This is a genomic window from Sphaerisporangium sp. NPDC051011, assembly GCF_040653595.1.
Taxonomy (GTDB): Bacteria; Actinomycetota; Actinomycetes; order Streptosporangiales; family Streptosporangiaceae; genus Sphaerisporangium.
Map to the genome: position 1 here is coordinate 64,444 of NZ_JBFAGG010000011.1, position 14,608 is coordinate 79,051.

Consider the following 14,608-nt stretch of genomic DNA (forward strand, 5'->3'; position numbering starts at 1 on the left):
CGCAACCGGCCAGCACAGGTGACCCTCACCCCGGCAGGCGGCGCACCCGCAGCACATTGTCCACACGCGTCCCCGGACGACCGTCCGGCCCGAGCTGGACACGCTCATACTCCTCGCACACCTCCACCTCCCACCCACCCGGAGACAGATCCAAACCCGCCAGCACCTCACCCGGCGTCGGCAAACTCACCCCCGGACGCGCCTCCGCCTCCCACGGCGGAGGCCCGGCATGCCCCACCACCAGCAACACCCCACCCGGCGCCACCGCCGCCGCACCCCACCGCAAAATCCGCTCCCGCGGTAACTCCGCATACGAATGCAGGAAATGCGCCGACACCAGATCGAACACCCCCGGCGGAAACGACACCCCCAGATCACGCCGCTGCCACTCCACCAGACCCCCGACCCCCGCCTCCACGGCCCGCGCCGCCGCCCGCTCCAAGGCCACCTCCGACACGTCCACCGCCGTCACCCGCCACCCCCGCCCGGCCAGCCACACCGCGTCCGCACCCTCACCACACCCCAGATCCAAAGCCCTCCCCGCCGGCAACCCCGCCATCTCACGCACCAACATCACATTCGGATCCCCGCTCCAGACCCGATCCCGCTCCGCGTACCGCGCGTCCCAATGCCGCGCCGCATCGGCCAGATCCTCACCCATCGGACACCCCTCTCGTCGGAAACCGGCGAGCACACACCGCGCTCCCCGCGTTCACCCCGATGGTCCGCTCACCCCCTCCCGTTTGACAAAGGAACTTGCCAGACCGGCAAATGGAACCATGGCCGACGAAGACCTCACCGGCGTCCTCGACGCCGTCGGCCCGCGCCTGCGGGCCCTCCGCCACGAACGCGACATCACCCTCGCCCAGCTCAGCCAGGCCACCGACATCTCCCTCAGCACCCTGTCACGCCTGGAATCCGGGCAACGCAAACCCACCCTCGAACTCCTGCTCCCCCTCGCCAAAGCCCACGGCGTACGCCTGGACGAGCTCGTCGGCGCACCCGCCACCGGCGACCCCCGCGTCCACATGCGCCCGGTCACCCGGAACGGCAGGACCTTCATCCCCCTCGCGCGCCACCTCGGCGGCCTGCACGCCTACAAAGTGATCATCCCGTCCCCCAAAGACCCCGACGCCCCCCTCGACCCCCAGGTCCACGAGGGACACGAATGGCTCTACGTCCTCTCCGGCCGCCTGCGCCTCGTCCTCGGCGAACACGACCTCGTCCTCACCACCGGCGAAGCCGCCGAATTCGACACCCACATCCCCCATGCGTTCACCAACGCGGGCCCCCACCCCGCCGAACTCCTCATCATCTTCGGCCCCCAAGGCGAACGCATCCACGTCCGCGCCCGCCCCACACCCCGGCGACCGCCCGAGGCCCCCGCCGAACCCTGAACCTCGGTCCTGTTGATGGGTTTTAGGGATGGTTATGTAGGTTCGTTCTCTACATCGAGGGCCTTTACATTGTAGATTTCTAACTGGGCTCGCAGCCAAGCGAGACCGCCGTGCCGGTCGCGACCCTTCCGCGGCCTCCTCGGCCCACCGCTCGGGTCCGCGTCACCAGCCGCAAAGTAACGCTGTGTGACTGTCGCTGCGCGGTTTGGTCACGGACTCCTTCGCGAGCCGGGCCGCAAAGTAGCAGAATGTTATGCCTCTGGCACGTTGCGTCGCCATCACAGGTACGGCATACCAGTCGGTAGCCGAGCGGTTACAAAACATGTTTCTCCTGACCCTTGTTGGAGGTCCCGGGAGAAAGGTGCGTGCATGCGACGCGAATGGGAGTTAGAGGACCTGATCGAGTGCTGGACGCTGGATGAGGAGGAGTTCGCGCTGCTGGCGAACAAATCCGGGGCGACTCGGCTCGGCTTCGGTCTGATGCTGAAGTTCTTCGAGCTGGAAGCCAGGTTCCCTCGCAGGGAGGACCTGCCTCGCCCAGCGGTGGAGTTCATGGCGGGCCAGGTCAAGGTGGACGCGGCGTTGTTCGCCGCCTACGACTGGTCCGGGCGCACGATCGAGTACCACCGGGCGCAGATCAGGAAGTTCCACGACTTCCGCGAGCCGACGGTCGGCGATGAGGACAAGCTCGCCGACTGGCTGGCCACCAAGATCTGTCCGGTGGAGATGTCGCGGGACCGGCTGCGCGGCGCGCTGCTGGCGCGCTGCCGCGAAGACCGAATCGAGCCGCCGAAGACGACCCGGATCGAACGCGTGCTGGGCGCGGCCGAGGCGATGTTCGAGCGGAACTTCACCGCCACGACCGTGCAGCGCTTGACGTTCGAGTCGGTCGGCAAACTGGAAGAGCTGATCGTCGCCGAAGCTCCCCCGGCCGGTGCCCCGGTCGCCGGACAGGACGCTCCGGAAGGGGACGGGCAATCTCAGGTCGCCAGTGGCGCCGGCGGCGGCCGGCGCGCGTTCTTGCAGGAGCTGAAGGAGGACCCGGGGCCACTGCAGTTGGAGACTCTGCTGGCCGAGATCGTGAAGCTGGAGCGGGTCAAGGCGATCGGTCTGCCTGCCGCGTTGTTCGAGGGGGTCTCGGAGAAGGTCGTGGCGGGCTGGCGGGCCCGGGCGATGAAGATGTACCCGTCCGATTTCGAGGCGGCGGCGCCGCCGGTGCGCCTCACCCTGCTGGCCGCGTTGTGCCAGGTGCGGCAGGCGGAGCTGATCGACGGGCTGGTAGAGCTGCTGATCCAGCTCGTGCACAAGATCAGCGTGCGGGCGGAGAAGAAGGTCGAGGGAGAGCTCAACGCCGAGTTCCGGCGAGTGCAGGGCAAGAACGGGATCTTGGTGAAGCTCGCCACAGCGGCGCTGGAGCTGCCGGAGGAGATCGTCCGCAAAGCCCTGTATCCGGTGGTTGGCGAGCGGACGCTGGAAGACATCATCGCCGAGGCCAAGGCGAACGAGAAGGAACTCCGTACCCGGGTGCGGACCAAGCTGCGCGGCTCCTACTCCCACCACTACCGGCGCGGCCTGCCCAAGCTGCTCAAAGCGGTGCGGTTCCGCTCCAGCAACGACACCTTCAAACCGGTGATGGACGCCCTGGACCTGCTGAAGCGCTACGACGGCTCCGACGCCGACTTCTACGCCGCCGCCGAGGCGGTGCCTTTGGAGCATGTGGTGCCCGAGGACTGGCGCGACGCGGTCCTCGATCCCGACAGCGGCCTGGTGGAGCGGATCCCGTACGAGCTGTGCGTGCTGGTCGCGCTGCGCAAGGCCATCCGGCGCCGCGAGATCTGGGTGGAGGGCGCCAACACCTGGCGCAATCCCGATGAGGATCTGCCCGCCGACTTCGAGGACAACCGGGACGTACATTACGAGGCGCTGGCCAAGCCCCGCGACCCGGCCGACTTCATCGCCGACCTGCAAAAGCGGCACGTGGCGGCGCTGGACCGGCTGAACAAAGGGCTGAAGAAGGCCACGACGGGCGGGGTGAGCATCACCAGGAGGAAGGGCGAGCCGTGGATCAGCGTGCCGCCCCTGGGCAAGCAGATCGAGCCGGAGAACCTGGAGGCGCTGAAGCAGGAGATCACCCGCCGCTGGGGCGTGATCGACCTGCTGGACCTGATCAAGAACGTCGACCACGCCACGAAGTTCACCAGCGAGTTCACCTCGGTGGCCTCGCGCACAGTGACCGATGCGAAGGTGCTGCGCCGCCGACTGCTGCTGTGCACCTTCGGGCTCGGCACGAACATGGGGATCAAACGGGTCGCCGACGGCACCGCGGCAATCGAAGGGATGGAGGCCGACACCGAGGCCGCGCTGCGCCGGACCCGCCGGCTGTTCGTCAACCGCGACAACCTACGTGCCGCGATCCGCACGGTGGTCAACAAGACGCTGGAGGTGCGCGACCTCTCGCTGTGGGGGCCGGGCACGGCGTGCGCGTCGGACTCGCGCAAGTTCGGTTCCTGGTCGGCGAACTTCATGACCGAGTGGCACCAGCGCTACGGCGGTGCCGGGATCATGGTGTATTGGCACGTAGAACGCAAGAACGTGTGCATCTACAGCCAAGTACGGTCCACCACGGACTCCGAGGTCGCGTCGATGATCGAGGGCCTGCTCCGTCACCTGACCAGCGCGGAGATCGATCGCCAGTACACCGATACCCACGGAGCTTCGATCGTGGGCTTTGCGTTCTCACACTTGCTGGACTTCAAGCTGCTGCCCCGGCTGAAGAACATCGGCTCGGCCCGCCTGTACCGGCCAGGCCTGACCGAAGGCGAGGCCTGGCCGCAGATGGAGGGCATCCTGTCGGGCAAGACCATCGACTGGGAATTGATCGACAACCAGTACGACCAGATGATCAAATACGCGACAGCGCTACGGCTCGGCACCGCCGAGGCTCACCAGATGCTGCGCCGCTTCACCCGCGGCGGCCCCAAGCACCCCACCTACCGGGCCATCGAAGAACTCGGCCGGGTGATCCGCACCATCTTCATCTGCGACTACCTGGCCGAAGAGGAACTGCGCCGCGAAATCCACGAAGGCCTGAACGTGGTGGAGAACTGGAACTCGGCCAACAAGGACATCTTCTACGGCAAGGCCGGTGATCTGACCGGCGACGACCGCGAACACGTGGAGGTCTCCGCGCTGGCCCTTCACCTGGTACAGGCAGCGATCGTCTACCTGAACACCAGGATGGTACAGATCGTCCTCGCCGAGCCGAAGTGGCGAAAGAAGCTCACCGACGCCGACCGGCGCGCCCTGTCGGCTCTCTTCTGGTCCCATCTGAACCTGTACGGCAAGTTCGAGCTCGACATGAGCAAACAGCTCGACCTCGGGCCGGGGCCGGGCGCTGAGGGTCAACCGTCAGCCGGTCCGCTCTGAGCGACGAACGATCTCGGGGTGGCCCGCGCCGGGCGCAGGCCACCCCTTGTGCTTACGGCCCGGTCTGGGCGAGCGCGACGATGACGTGGAACATGCCGTAGGCGGCCGTCATGGTCTCGGCGTCGAAGGCGACGGTGCGCCCGCGCCGAGTGACGCCGGGTATGAGAGCGGCCAGATCCGCCGCGCGCGGCTGATGCAGGTCGACCTTGATGCGGAGCGGCTGCGGCACGGGGGTCAGCTGAGAGATTTGGAACGGAATCCGGCGTTAGCGGGGGTTCTCGGTTATGGCTTCATTTGCTGGTCCCGAAGATGGGATCCGGCGACACCTCCTCGTCGTCCGGCACGCCGATGTTCTGGGAGGCAGTCAGAAGCCACCGTCCGTCCTCCTTGGCCGTAATCCACAGCGGAGAGCCCACGTCTGCTCCATCGGGTGTGTGGTACACCTGGCGCAGCTTGACGGCGACGACGTCGGGGCGGATGAACAGCACATGTTCCAATTCGAATGTGAGGGTGAGGCCCTGCATCCCGCCAGGAAGCACCTGATGGGTGAATGCTGAGATCGCATCGCGACCGAAGAGGCGTTTGCCGCCACCCGTCGTCCAGATCGCGTCGGCCCGGAACAGGCTGAGGAACTCGTCGGGAAGTTCGTTGTTCTGGGCGTGTTCCACCGTGGCGATCACCTGCTTGATCGCCTCGATCTCAGCCGCGCGGGTCGATGCATCAATGTCTGTATTCATAGACATCACTCTGGATCCTCAACTCTGCTTGAGGTCAAGAGGCTCTGGCTGGCAAATCCCTTTGGGTGCAGCGCAGAGGTGATGTTCCCGGTCGGCACCCGGATCACGGGGGCCTGAAGAGCGGGTCGTCGCGGCGCGTCCGCTGGTATGCGGCCGCGCCGTGCGTGAAATCAGCAGCCGATCCGCGCTCTCCACCCGCACAGACTCGACGGATAGCCGGGACATCATCCCGGCTGCTCGCCGATGACCGCTTCCCTTCCCCACGCCCACCGTGCTCGGCCACGAAACCGGCGGAGTCGTACGAACAGGTCGATCACAGCTCACCGTCCAGCGAGCCCCAGCGTGAACGAGGCGCGGATCCTGTACTGCTACCCTAAATGACTATATTTGCAATTCTGGTCATATAGGAGGTCGCTCGTGGTCCGCCCCAGCGTCGACACGAGCGTCATCCTCGACGCCGCCGCCCAGCTCATCGCCGAACTGGGCTTCGGCGGGGTACGGATGGACGCGATCGCCGCACGCGCCGGGGTCGCGAAAGGCGTGCTCTACCTGCGCTTCGCCACAAAGGAGGAGTTGCTGCGCGCGGTCGTCGACCGGGAGCTCGTCTTGGCGAGCCGCCGCTCGATCGAGCTGGTGGAGGCCGACCCCCGCGGCGGCTCGTTCTCCCGCCTGTACGGCCACGCGGTGACCGCGCTGCACTCGCGCCCGGCGCTGCTGCGCCTGTACCAGGAGCCCTCCTCGCCGTTGCGGGGCCTGGCACCGGACGGGGAGCGCGTCCAGGCGCGCGAGCTCCTCGGGAGCGAGTTCATCCGCGCTCTCCAGAGGGAGGGGATCGTGGCCGCGGACCTGGATGCCGACGTCCTCGCCGCGAACCTCACCCTGTGGAACCAGGCGCTCGCCGCGCAGGCTCCCCACGTCGACATCGACGCCCTCGTCCTCGGCATGGGCGACCTGATGGCACGCGCCGTCGACACCGGCGTGGCCGACACGAGTGCGGGCAAACGCGCCTTCGTCGCCTTCGCCGAGGCGCTGATCTCCGAACGGGAGCGACCATGACCCACCTGATCCCCCCGGGCGCACGGGAACACCACATCTTCACCGGCGCCGGACGACTTCGCGTGCTCCACGCCGATCCGGCCCGGCTGGACTCCGTCCCACTCGTGCTCATTCACGGGGGCGGGACGGACAACGCCGCGATCTCCTGGTACCGGCTCATCGAGCCGCTGTCGGCCGACCGCCAGGTGTGGGCGCCGGACCTGCCCGGATTCGGCGGCAGCATCGACGCCGCGCCCGCCGGCGGCCCGCGCGAGCTCGCCCAGGTCGTCGCCGAGGCCATGACCGCGCTCGAGATCAAGCAGGCCGTGGTGGCCGGCGTCTCCATGGGCGGCGACATCGCCCTCAACCTGGCTCTGGAGCATCCTCCTCTCGTCGCGGGCCTCATCCTCATCGCCCCGGGCGGTCTCGTGCCGATCTTCCGCAACCGCACCGCGCACCTCGGGGCGTGGGCGGCGGCGCAGGCCCCCGACTGGCTGCTGCGACCGGCCTCCCGCTTCGCCAACCGCTTCTCGGGTGCCGCCATCCGGGCCATCGTCAAGGACCTGGCCACGCTCCCGGCCGAGGTCATCGACGAGTTCATCCGAGAAGCCCGCAAACCGCAGGCCGGCCTCGGCTACACCCGCTACAACCAGGCCACCCTCGGACGGCGCGGCATGCGCAACGACCTCACCAACCGGGTACACGACATCAACGCACCCACGTTGATCTTCCACGGCCAGGACGACCCGATCGTCGACCCGGCCGGCTCGCGGCGTGCCGCCGACCGCATGCCCCATGCCTGGCTCGTCACCGTCCCCGACTGTGGGCACTGGGCACAACTGGAAGCACACGACCGCTTCCTGGCAGAGACGCGGGCATTCCTCGACCGGCTCGCCTGAGCCAGGCCGCGCGCAGCTCGCGAGCGAAGACCGACCTCCTGCAGCTTCAGATAACCTTCGTTTATTGAAGATCTTGAAAACAGCCGCGCCGAGCCTCTGAAAACCTTCAAAAACTCCTTCAACAACCCTGGTGGTTCAACAACCTCCGAACACCGTTTGTTGAGAGAATGACCGGCGTGACCGACGCCCTGCAGCTCCCCGCCGACCCGCTGGCCGCCTTCCCCACCCACCGCAGTGAGATCCGCATCGGCTACGCCCGCGTCTCTACCGCCGGCCAGAACCTCGAGCGCCAGTTGGACGCGCTCAAGGCGGCGGGGTGTCGGCGCGTGTTCGCCGACAAGAAGTCCGGCAAGACCGCCGATCGGCCCGAGCTGGCGGCCTGCCACGCCTTCCTGGCCGAAGGCGACACCCTCGTCGTCCCGAGCCTGGACCGCTACGGCCGCTCGCTGGCCGACCTCATCACCATGGTCGGCGAGCTGCGCAAGCGCGAGATCGGCTTCACCTCCCTGCACGAGAACCTCGACACCACCACCCCCGGCGGCCGGCTCATCTTCCACGTCTTCGCCGCCCTGGCCGAGTTCATCCGCGAACTCATCGTCGCCGGCACCCTCGACGGCCTGGCCGCCGCCAGGGCGCGCGGCCGTACCGGCGGACGCCCCACCGTCATCACCCCGGAACTCCTGCGGGCCGCCCGCGACATGCTGCCCAACCCGGAGAACTCGATCACCTCGATCGCCAAGCTGCTCGGTGTCAGCCCGGGCACGCTGTACAACCACATCCCCGACCTGCAGCAGCTCCGCACCGGCAGGACCACGAGCGCTCTCGAACCCACCGCCCCGCAGACAGCGCCGTGATCGCCTGGCTGGGGCCCGCCGACTTCCCCGAACACCGTCGTGACACGCTGCTGCGACGGCTGGCCTGGGAGGCCGACACCGACGACCCTGCGGCCCTGCGGCCCTGGCGGCGTTGGTCGCCGCGCGAGCTGCTCAGCCCTGCCGAGTCCTCGCCGGACCCGTTGCGGTCACCTCTCCGGTCGCGGTGCTCGGCGACGATGGCCGCTACCACCTGCGTCTGGGCACGCGTTACCTCTGCGCCCAGACGTGGCGAGGGCTGAAGAAGCCGCCGCCCCCGGCGCTGCCGCACGAGCAATGGTGTAAGTGGTGGAGCGCAGACGGGCAGCACTACCGGGTCAACCCGCCCCCCGGCACCCGACCGGAGGAGGGCCACCCCGGCAACAGGACCGTGCGCTGGGCGGTCCTTGCCCTTGGCTCCGAGGCCGACCCCGCTCTCATCAGGCGACGCCTGCGATGCCCGGTCGGACAAGACAGTGCGCGGTGGCCCCCCGTCCAGGGGCCGGTTCTGGGCTCGATCATCAGGGCGCTGATCGCGGCCCTGGGCCCTGGCTGCCACGCGTGCCGCAGCACCCTCGGCGTGTTCGTCGACCACAACCCCGCCGGCCTTCAGGTCCGCGGGCTGCTGTGTCGGCACTGCAACACCTGGCTGGAGACCTGCCCCCACTCCTCAGGCTGCGCCTGGGGCGACTACCTGGACAACCCGCCGGCCGCGTACCTCGGCCTGACCTACCCGCGAGCCGCGATCAGCCGCAAGCCCCGGTGATCCGGCGTGTTCAGCCTCGCCCTGAGGTGACCAATCTCGCGACCACGAAAAGCGACGACGGCTACTCAGCGCTACTTTGCGGCTGGTGACGCGGACCCGAGCGGTGGGCCTCGACGTGATCCCAGCAGCCCGTCCGAGCGACCCAGTCGCGTTCGACGTCCTCACCCGAGCAGTCGAAGTCCCCCACGTACAGCAACACCGGCTTTCGCGGGTCGGCCTGGGTGCGGCGCCGGACGACGTCCACGTAGGACTGGCTGCCGAACCCCCGCACCACCAGCACCGGGACCCCAAGGTCGGCCAGCCACGAGGTGAACATCGACCGCAGGGTGTCCTTCTCCGCCGCGACATACAGCGCGTGCGCCTGGCCGCGTGTGCGGTCCAGGCCGAACCACTCCGGAGCCTCCCGCAGGAACGCCGCCGCGTCCGGCCACGCCGGCGGCACATGCACCTCGCGCAGCGTGTCGATCAGCTCCGGGAAGCGGCCCTCGCGCCGCGCCTGGGCCAGGCGGGAGGACAGGCGGCGGTACGTCGGCGGCGTGTTCGGGATCAGCCCGGCGGCGACCAGGCGGTAATGGACCTGGCGCAGCGTGACCCCGCCGCCGTACTCCTCAACGATCCGGCGAGCCTGCTCCACGATGTCCGGCCACTGGATGCGGCCCATGCGGTACATGTACCCCTCGGCCGCTCCAGGCCCTCGCCCGGCCCTCACCGGCCTCGCACGCCGTGCAGGTCGATGACCGATTCGCAGGACTTCTCGCCGGGATCGATGTAACCGTGTCATGTTGACACTCCTGACCCGTCATTTCAGGAGGGCGGCACAGTGGAGCGCATGACCCAGGCGGCCGACTGGTTCGAGACCCGCTACCAACAGCTTCAGCAGTGGACCGACGAACGATACGGGCCCTCAGCGCACCGCGCGTGGATCGTGATCGGCATCGTGATCGCGCTGGGCGTCCTGGCCGTGGTCGGAGCGGTCCTCGGCGTGCTGGCGTTCACCATCTCGGCAGTCCTGGCCGTACTCGGCGCTTTCGCCCGGGGCGGCGCAGCACTGGTCGGCGGTGTGACCGATTGGGAGGTGACCGCCGTGGTCACCGAGCCGGTCCGCAGGTACATCGCCACGCACGCCGCGGGCCTGGGCGCCGACGTCGGAGCCATCTGGCTGACCTGGGCCATCTGCGGGGCGGTGTTGTGGGTGTGCAGCCTGTTCCGCTCATGGGCGGCCCGGGGCGGATGGACCCTGTTCGGCGTCGCCACCACCGCGATGGTCTACACGGCCAGCCCTCCCGGCAGCCAGTGGCTGGCCGCCGGCGTCACCGTCATGTACTGGGCCGTGCTCTCCTCATTCGCCCTGTCCGGGCTCAGGCGGCACCCCCGCACCGTGATCTCCGTGCAGCCGCCTCCGGTCGCTCCCCAGCCCACCGACGACCTACGCGAGAACCTCGCCGAAGCCACTCGGCGCCTGGAACAGCTTGAGGCCGCCGCCAACGACCCAGCTCGCGGTGACTGGCCGCCGCCGCGACCTCGACGACGATGAGAGAGCCAGCCACTGGTACTGCCGGGCGAGCACGGGATGGGGCTTACATGACGGCGGCTTCTACAACGTCAGCCCCGTCGTCGTCGACAGCAACGGCCACCGGGTCAAAGTCCGGGTCAGCGAGGTCTTCGACTAGCGCCAGGGCGGCGGTCCGATCCGGTCGGCGGGAGCGGGCCCGGCGGCGCCGGCCGGGACCGGCCGAAGGGCCGCAGCCCGGACCGGCTGGCCGCAAGGGCGCGCGGCCCGGCCACGCGGCCGCGGCCGCCGCCCTTGATAACCCATAAGAACAATTCGGCAACCGCCCGATGCCTGGCCTGCGGAGCGAGCCCGGGCGCCGCCTGGCCTACCGGCCCCCAGGCTGCGGCGTGGACCGCGGGCCCAGGTTGAGCCGCTGACCCGCCGACCCCCGCCGACTACGCCAACGGGCGGCGGGGGCCCGGGGACGGGTCAGCGCATGCTTTCTTCCATCAGTTGGTCGAGGTGCTCCGGATCAGCGTTGGTGAGATTGAGGAGCATCGAGTACAGCTCGGTCATGGGCGTGGGGACATCGCGGATTCTCGAGGTTGGCGTGTCGGAGTCCGAGTCCTCGTTGAGCCACAGGTCCGCCCAATAAGTGTCGGTGTCCTCATCGAAGCCCCACACGCTGCGCTTCTCCCAGCCCTCCAGCAGGAACTTGTACGTTGGACCGCTCAAAGTCTTCTCCCCTCGCCTGCCACGCTTTCGCCATGGTCATGGTTGTGCGGTTGGTTCCACCGGACCTGGAAAAACTTTCCCAAGATCCCGCTTTACTACTCCTGTTCCGATCATGGCAGGTCGGCCCGCCAACGGGGGGACTTGCGCAGTGTGCACATGCACGCCGGGCTCATGACACGTTTCTTACTGGCACCCCGTGTACGGCTCTACGCGTGCAGGCGCGCGAGCCGGTGAGATGTTGAGACGATCCGCCGGCGCCCGGCACGGGCGCCCTTGAAGACGTGGAGAAAATTCTCATCCGATCATGAAGACGCCTCGTCGGCCGGTAGCGCGCGAAACCCGCGCCGGCGGGCGGTGGCCTGCACGTAGGGCACGTGGGTGGGGCAGGTGTCGATCACGGTGACCTGCTGCCCGGCGCCGTCGATGAGGCGTAGCTGCTCGGTGGCCGCGGGGACCTGGCCGTAGCGGTCGCGCATGCCGCGGCCCACGCACACCTCGCACTCGGTGTAGCTGCCGGCCGGGAGCGGCGGGGCGGGCACCTCCACGGTGATCTCCCGGATCACCTCCACGACCTCCACCCGCGTGATCGCGGCCCGTTGGGCGGCGCGCACCTCTTCAGCCGGCACCGCGGCCTCGGGCGCGACCCACTTGGCGTCGACCTTCGCGGCGGCCTCGGCCAGCCGCTCGTGGATCGGCAGCGCCGCGCGGCGTTCCCGCTCGGCCTGGGCGGCGAGTTTGGCCTGCCGGTTGCGTTCGTTCTGCTCCCGCCGCGGCGCTCGCCGACGCGGTGCCGGATTCGACCCGCCGTGCCTACGCCCGCGACTGGGGACGCTTCACCGACTGGTGCCGGCAGCAGGGCCGCGTGAGCCTCCCGGCGACGCCTGAGACCGTCGCCTCGCACGTCACCCACTGACGCTCGCCCCCTCGGCCACGGGCCGCCCGCTGTCGCCCTCCAGCATCGAGCGGACCATGGCCGCGATCCGCACCATGCACCGGTACGCCAACGTGCCGCTGCCCGAGACCAAGGCCGCGCGCAAGGTGCTGGACGGCTACCGCCAGCGCCTGGCCCTGGCCAAGGACCCCGCCGCCAAGCCCCGCAAGGCCGACCCGGCCGTCCCCGACACCCTGCGCGCCATGCTCACCGTGCTCGACCGCGCCACCCTGGCCGGCAAGCGCGACGCGGCCGCGATGCTGCTCGGCTACGCCTGCGCGACCCGCATCGGCGAACTGGTCGCGCTCGACGTCGCCGACGTCGCCGAGACACCCGACGGGCTGCTCGTCACCGTCTACCGCCCAAAGATCAAGAAGTTCACCGAGGTCGCCGTCCCCTACGGCCGCGTCCCCGCCACCTGCCCGGTGCGCGCCGTACGCGACCTGCTGACCGCCATGGCAGAGGCCGGGCGCACCGCCGGGCCGCTGCTGGTGCGCATCACCCGGCATGGCCGCATCGCCGCGCCGCTCACCCGGCACGGCCGCCCCATCGGCGACCCGGACGGCCGGATGACCACCGACGCCATCGCCGACGTCATCACCCGCATCGCCACCACCGCCGGGCTGGAAGGCCGCTGGACCGGCCACAGCCTGCGCCGCGGGTTCGCCACCGCCGCCCGCCGCGACGGCAAGACCCTGGAACGCATCGGCCGCCATGGCGGATGGGCGGACGGCTCGGCCGCCCTGCTGGGATACCTGGAAGAGGGCGACCGGTGGACCGACAATCCCGTCGTCGGCCTGTAGACGCCACGGGAAGAAGAGGCAGATGACCAGCAGCCCGCTCGAGCCGGTGAGCGGCATGTATCAGGCCCTGGCCGACATCGCCGCCACCGCCCGCGCCTCCTACGCCGGCGGGGCGCACCTGCGGGTGCGCTCATCGGGCATCGTGCACCAGGTCGCCATGACCCGGTGGCTGGGCGGGCACCTGATGCCCGGCCCGGCGTGCATGGTCGGCGTCAGCGGCTGGGACCCCGGCGCCGCCCACCCCGACCACGGCGAGGTCACCTGCCGCCGCTGCCTGAAGCTCCAGCAGCGGGACGACCTCGGCCCCGGACAGCTGGACCTGTTCGACGCCCCCGCCCCGGCCCCGCGGGCCGAGCAGCTCCCCGCCTGGTGACCTACGCGGCCGCCTAGGTCGATGCATAGGCAACTACCTACCTACCTAGGTGGCCAGGTGGGCGGGGGTTTTCCGACACACCTACGCGCGCGTGCGCGAGAGGTCTCCTGGCGAAACCGGCGTATCGCCGACCTCGAGGTCAGGGTTTTGTGAGTTTCGTGAGGCACTCGCGCGCGTGCGCGTAGACGGAATTACGGGACTTTCGGGACGGCCCTACGCGCGGGCGCGCGAGGCGCCTGCGCAGTCCACGGGCGTTCGGCCGGAAACTGTCGGCGCCGCGGCGTACGGTGTCCGCAGTGGCAGCCTCGCGCCGCCCGAGCGTCGGACCCTGGGGACACGCCGTCGTCTTCCCAGGTGCAGACCTAGGCGGGCGAGGGCCCGGCACACGGGTCACGGCACCCACTCCTCGCCCGAATAGGCGGCGCCTCCCATCCACACGTCGGGGTTGCCGATCACGAACGGGTTCCGGATCTCCGCGCGCGCTTTCGTCCTGTACCAGCCGGCGCCGGGACCGCACGCCGACCCGCCGTAGTTCACGGCCGTGCCGGGCCCGTAGGGGCCCCAGACGTCGCTGCCGGTCATGCCGTAGACATAGTCGCTGCTCTTGCAGGTCCTCCATTTCCCGGTGGCTTCGTCGAATTTCTGCACCTGCAGCGAGACCCGGGCTTCCAGGACCCGCACGGTGACGCAGTCCCCCATGAACACGTAGGTATTGACGTACGCCAGGTTCCCTGAGAACACGCCGGGCTGCCAGTGGTCGATGCCCGCGTCGGCCTTGATGCAGTAGAGGCTGCTTTGGAAGACCACGACGCGGTACTGCCAGGTCCACGCCCTGGCCGGGCCCGCAGGCAGCGCGACGACCGCCACCAGGGCGGCCAGCGCGACGGCTGCGACACGTCGAACCCGTTGGATCACGCGCATGATGATCTCCTTTGTCGGCGTTCACAGCGATGGCCGATATCGACCCGGCCGTTATTCCGTGTGCCGGCGCCAACCGAAACGCGTACGCGATTGAAATGGAGTGCCGTCACACTTCCGGCAGGCGTCTGGCGTGCGCGAAGCCCTTTTCGCGCACGAATCACTACACGCCGAAGTGTCGCATGGGTCTTTGTCACGTTATATACGCAACAATGTGACCACAGGAGTCAGGAAGCTTTCCATCT

18 protein-coding genes are annotated in these 14,608 nt (G+C 69.1%); 11 read left to right on the plus strand and 7 right to left on the minus strand.

Annotated elements, in window-relative coordinates:
- Positions 1 to 25: 25 nt before the first annotated feature.
- On the minus strand, positions 26 to 661 hold the full coding sequence (locus AB0H21_RS25055; RefSeq protein WP_358520800.1) for a class I SAM-dependent methyltransferase: 636 nt from the start codon (positions 659 to 661) through the stop codon (positions 26 to 28).
- Between the two features lie 118 nt (positions 662 to 779).
- Between AB0H21_RS25055 and AB0H21_RS25060 the strand changes: the two genes are divergently transcribed.
- Positions 780 to 1,397, plus strand: coding sequence for an XRE family transcriptional regulator (locus tag AB0H21_RS25060; protein ID WP_358520802.1), 618 nt, complete (start codon positions 780 to 782; stop codon positions 1,395 to 1,397).
- 369 nt (positions 1,398 to 1,766) lie between these two features.
- Complete coding sequence (locus AB0H21_RS25065; protein WP_358520805.1) at positions 1,767 to 4,823, plus strand: Tn3 family transposase; 3,057 nt, start codon at positions 1,767 to 1,769, stop codon at positions 4,821 to 4,823.
- A 52-nt stretch (positions 4,824 to 4,875) separates the two neighbouring features.
- Here the strand turns inward: AB0H21_RS25065 and AB0H21_RS25070 are convergent, their stop codons facing one another.
- Positions 4,876 to 5,052, minus strand: coding sequence for a M55 family metallopeptidase (locus AB0H21_RS25070; RefSeq protein WP_358520808.1), 177 nt, complete (start codon positions 5,050 to 5,052; stop codon positions 4,876 to 4,878).
- A gap of 61 nt (positions 5,053 to 5,113) precedes the next feature.
- Positions 5,114 to 5,560: an SgcJ/EcaC family oxidoreductase gene (locus AB0H21_RS25075; protein WP_358520810.1), complete on the minus strand. Its 447-nt coding sequence runs from the start codon at positions 5,558 to 5,560 to the stop codon at positions 5,114 to 5,116.
- 417 nt (positions 5,561 to 5,977) lie between these two features.
- Here AB0H21_RS25075 and AB0H21_RS25080 point away from each other — a divergent pair, with 417 nt between their 5' ends.
- The 4 genes from AB0H21_RS25080 (at position 5,978) to AB0H21_RS25095 (ending at position 9,111) form a co-directional block, all read left to right on the plus strand.
- Positions 5,978 to 6,616, plus strand: coding sequence for a helix-turn-helix domain-containing protein (locus AB0H21_RS25080; RefSeq protein WP_358520812.1), 639 nt, complete (start codon positions 5,978 to 5,980; stop codon positions 6,614 to 6,616).
- Positions 6,613 to 7,494, plus strand: coding sequence for an alpha/beta fold hydrolase (locus tag AB0H21_RS25085; protein WP_358520815.1), 882 nt, complete (start codon positions 6,613 to 6,615; stop codon positions 7,492 to 7,494). Before AB0H21_RS25080 ends, AB0H21_RS25085 begins: the two co-directional genes overlap by 4 nt.
- A gap of 188 nt (positions 7,495 to 7,682) precedes the next feature.
- Complete coding sequence (locus AB0H21_RS25090; RefSeq protein WP_358521348.1) at positions 7,683 to 8,348, plus strand: recombinase family protein; 666 nt, start codon at positions 7,683 to 7,685, stop codon at positions 8,346 to 8,348.
- A gap of 184 nt (positions 8,349 to 8,532) precedes the next feature.
- Entirely contained in the window at positions 8,533 to 9,111 is a 579-nt protein-coding gene (locus AB0H21_RS25095) for an endonuclease domain-containing protein (protein ID WP_358520816.1), read from the plus strand.
- A 61-nt stretch (positions 9,112 to 9,172) separates the two neighbouring features.
- On the opposite strand, the gene AB0H21_RS25100 is transcribed toward AB0H21_RS25095, so the two are convergent.
- Positions 9,173 to 9,772, minus strand: a complete 600-nt coding sequence (locus AB0H21_RS25100) for a hypothetical protein (RefSeq protein WP_358520819.1) — start codon at positions 9,770 to 9,772, stop codon at positions 9,173 to 9,175.
- A 168-nt stretch (positions 9,773 to 9,940) separates the two neighbouring features.
- Between AB0H21_RS25100 and AB0H21_RS25105 the strand changes: the two genes are divergently transcribed.
- Together AB0H21_RS25105 and AB0H21_RS25110 are read left to right on the plus strand one after the other, a co-directional pair.
- The gene (locus AB0H21_RS25105; RefSeq protein WP_358520821.1) at positions 9,941 to 10,645 is read left to right on the plus strand and encodes a hypothetical protein; all 705 of its coding nucleotides are present in this window, start codon (positions 9,941 to 9,943) and stop codon (positions 10,643 to 10,645) included.
- On the plus strand, positions 10,611 to 10,781 hold the full coding sequence (locus AB0H21_RS25110) for a hypothetical protein (protein WP_358520824.1): 171 nt from the start codon (positions 10,611 to 10,613) through the stop codon (positions 10,779 to 10,781). The genes AB0H21_RS25105 and AB0H21_RS25110 overlap by 35 nt, the downstream gene beginning before the upstream one ends.
- A gap of 311 nt (positions 10,782 to 11,092) precedes the next feature.
- Here the strand turns inward: AB0H21_RS25110 and AB0H21_RS25115 are convergent, their stop codons facing one another.
- Both AB0H21_RS25115 and AB0H21_RS25120 read right to left on the minus strand, forming a co-directional pair.
- Positions 11,093 to 11,338 (minus strand): hypothetical protein, encoded by a 246-nt coding sequence (locus AB0H21_RS25115; RefSeq protein ID WP_358520826.1) that lies wholly within the window; start codon positions 11,336 to 11,338, stop codon positions 11,093 to 11,095.
- Positions 11,339 to 11,640: 302 nt separating this feature from the next.
- The gene (locus AB0H21_RS25120) at positions 11,641 to 11,964 is read right to left on the minus strand and encodes a hypothetical protein (RefSeq protein ID WP_358520829.1); all 324 of its coding nucleotides are present in this window, start codon (positions 11,962 to 11,964) and stop codon (positions 11,641 to 11,643) included.
- Positions 11,965 to 12,125: 161 nt separating this feature from the next.
- Between AB0H21_RS25120 and AB0H21_RS25125 the strand changes: the two genes are divergently transcribed.
- From AB0H21_RS25125 to AB0H21_RS25135, 3 genes are read left to right on the plus strand one after another with little or no spacing between them, the layout of a single operon-like run.
- Complete coding sequence (locus AB0H21_RS25125) at positions 12,126 to 12,251, plus strand: hypothetical protein (protein ID WP_358520832.1); 126 nt, start codon at positions 12,126 to 12,128, stop codon at positions 12,249 to 12,251.
- A 56-nt stretch (positions 12,252 to 12,307) separates the two neighbouring features.
- Positions 12,308 to 13,072: a tyrosine-type recombinase/integrase gene (locus tag AB0H21_RS25130; RefSeq protein WP_358520834.1), complete on the plus strand. Its 765-nt coding sequence runs from the start codon at positions 12,308 to 12,310 to the stop codon at positions 13,070 to 13,072.
- Between the two features lie 22 nt (positions 13,073 to 13,094).
- A complete protein-coding gene (locus AB0H21_RS25135; RefSeq protein ID WP_358520837.1) occupies positions 13,095 to 13,445 on the plus strand; it encodes a hypothetical protein in 351 nt (116 codons plus the stop codon).
- Between the two features lie 390 nt (positions 13,446 to 13,835).
- Here AB0H21_RS25135 and AB0H21_RS25140 read toward each other — a convergent pair whose 3' ends face one another.
- Entirely contained in the window at positions 13,836 to 14,366 is a 531-nt protein-coding gene (locus AB0H21_RS25140) for a hypothetical protein (RefSeq protein WP_358520839.1), read from the minus strand.
- Positions 14,367 to 14,608 lie beyond the last annotated feature (242 nt).